Origin of the sequence: Anaerococcus sp. (genome assembly GCF_022770135.1) — a bacterium.
In the GTDB taxonomy this organism is placed as follows: domain Bacteria; phylum Bacillota; class Clostridia; order Tissierellales; family Peptoniphilaceae; genus Anaerococcus.
The window spans coordinates 1-2,451 of record NZ_JALEIL010000013.1; the positions used below are offsets into that span (position 1 = coordinate 1).

The window sequence follows — 2,451 nt, forward strand, 5'->3', positions numbered from 1 at the left end:
AGTAAATGGCCAAGCAGGATACATCAAGTCTGACTTGTTAAAACCAGTAGAATAATAACAAGAGCTGTTGCAAAACTATGAATAATCATCGTACCATCGTTAGAAGGTTCTCTTAGGAAATTTTACCTCTCCTGGCCGGTATGCCTATTGCTGCCTGCCGACTGATGGAGGCGGTTAGCCTGTCGGCTTATTGAGACTTTCCGTGGAGGTTCTTCTAACGATATTGGTACGATTTATTCATTCTGCAACAGCTCCTTTTTTTGTAAAATTTCAAATTATCAAATTTAATTAGGGTAAATACTATTAAATATAAATTCAGATATGATATAATTATATACAGAGGTATTATGATAAATTTATTTTTCGATTATTTATTATGGCCCTTGCTTATGGTCGTTGCTGCTATAAGTTTTCTTAATTCGATTATGGAAAATAAGAAGAGCAAAATCATTATTTCGGTAATACTTTTGCTTGCGGCTGTAGTAATAATGATGTTAGTTTACAAAAAATTTGATGAGGGGATTTTTATACAGATTTACCTATTCCTATTTTTCTTATCAATAGCCTTGGTAATTCTGGCTCTAAAGAAACAAGAAGACCGGTTCACTCTAATAGGAATAGGCCTAATGCTTGCTATGCTAGTAATCTTGTTGACCTTTCCCTTAGAATAATTATTAAAGAGGTATTATGATTAATATTGAAAATCTGAACAAAGTTTATGAAAATGGTTATGAGGCCTTAAAATCTATCGACTTAGATATAGAAGATGGAGCCTTGGTTACTCTCTTGGGACCTTCTGGCTGCGGTAAGTCTACTATACTAAACATAATAGCAGGCATCCTCGATCCGACCAAGGGAGATATCAAGTTCGATGGGGAAAGTGTAATAAACAAACACCCCAAAGACCGTGATATAGGTATGGTTTTCCAAAACTACGCCCTATATCCCCACATGACAGTTCTAGAAAATATTATCTTTCCGCTTACAGTTGGGGATAAGAAAGTAAAAAAGCAAGAAGCAATCAAAATTGCCCAAAAATACATGGATCTTGCCTATATTGGAGAGATAAAGGATAAAAAGCCGAGTCAAATTTCAGGTGGTCAACAACAAAGGGTAGCCATAGCTCGTGCCCTTATCCAAAATCCAAAGACCCTTCTCCTAGATGAGCCTTTAAGTAACCTAGATGCAAGACTTAGGCTTTCTATTAGAGAAGAGATTAGAAATATAGTCAAGGAAGTGGGTGTTACTACGATTTTTGTAACTCACGACCAGGAAGAGGCTCTTTCCATATCTGATTATATAGCCTTGATGGATAAGGGGGTTATCCAACAATACGACAAGCCACAAAATCTCTACCTTGATCCAGCAAATCTCTTTGTTGCGAAATTTATAGGAAATCCTATTATAAATATTTTTGAATTTGAAAAGAAAGCCAATGACCTAATTTCATCAGACTTAAATCTTAGCTTAGATGATTTCAAAAAAGAAAGATTTAAGAAAGAGCTAAAGGATGGCAAATGCCTATTAGGCATTAGGCCAGAGCACTTTATTCTAGATGATCAGAGTGATATTAAGGTAAGGGTTGATTCCATCGAGATGATCGGAAGATATATGATCCTTCACTTTGATCTAGACGACGTGTCTTCCAAGATGATTGTAGATAGTAAGCTTAAGATTAAAGAGGGTGACGAGATAGGAATTTCTATAGATTACCCATCTATTTATATTTTTGAAGAAGACGGAAGTAGGGTTTACTAATGAAAAAGCTTAAGTATTCTGCAGAAAAAAATAATAGGGCCTGGCTATATTTAGCCCCAGCCCTTATATCTATCCTTATATTTTCTGTCTATCCTTTGATTAGGACCTTCGTGATGAGTATGCAAAATAACAACATACTCGCGCCTAGCTTTGTTGGATTTTCAAACTTTCCGATTGTATTAAAAGACCCTCTCTTTAAGAGGGCTATGATAAATACCTTGATCTATGCTGTAACAGTTGTTCCTTTATCAATAATTATAGCCATGCTTATAGCCTTGGTCCTAAATACTAATATCAAGGGTGGGAAGTTCTTCGAGACTTTGTTCTTTATCCCTTACCTAACCAGCGTTATTGCTATAGGTATTGTGTTTAGATATTTATTCCACGGCCAATACGGTTTTATAAACTACCTCCTAGGCCTTGTGGGTCTTGGTCCAATAGACTTTCTAAATAATCCTGATTATAATATGACAGCTCTTATAATCTTTGGCGTATGGAACGCCTTGGCCTTTAATATTATAGTGATACTCGCAGGTCTTAGGTCAATTGATAAGAGTTATTATAAGGTGGCTGAGATGTTTGGAGCAAGTAGCTGGGAACAGTTTAGAAAGATTACCCTCCCACAGCTTAAGTCAATCATTACATTTTTGTTTCTAACAAGCTTTATAACAGCCTTTAAGGTCTACAATTCAA

General features: G+C 35.8%; 3 protein-coding genes. All 3 read left to right on the top strand.

The genetic code is table 11. From position 1 onward, the window contains the following. The first annotated feature begins 347 nt into the window (after nt 1–347). Nucleotides 348–671 carry a hypothetical protein gene (locus tag MRZ08_RS00465; protein WP_105301198.1) on the top strand — a complete coding sequence of 108 codons (324 nt, stop codon included), beginning with the start codon at nt 348–350 and terminating at the stop codon, nt 669–671. Nucleotides 672–687: 16 nt separating this feature from the next. Further along, on the top strand, nt 688–1,758 hold the full coding sequence (locus tag MRZ08_RS00470; RefSeq protein WP_297377921.1) for an ABC transporter ATP-binding protein: 1,071 nt from the start codon (nt 688–690) through the stop codon (nt 1,756–1,758). Then, a partial coding sequence (locus MRZ08_RS00475; RefSeq protein ID WP_297377925.1) for a sugar ABC transporter permease occupies nt 1,758–2,451 on the top strand: 694 nt, incomplete at its 3' end. The genes MRZ08_RS00470 and MRZ08_RS00475, both read left to right, overlap by 1 nt.

Excerpts from the sequence above, each read along its gene's own strand:
- MRZ08_RS00470 (WP_297377921.1), top strand. The coding sequence starts at position 688 with ATGATTAATATTGAAAATCTGAACAAAGTTTATGAAAATGGTTATGAG.
- MRZ08_RS00465 (WP_105301198.1), top strand. The coding sequence starts at position 348 with ATGATAAATTTATTTTTCGATTATTTATTATGGCCCTTGCTTATGGTC.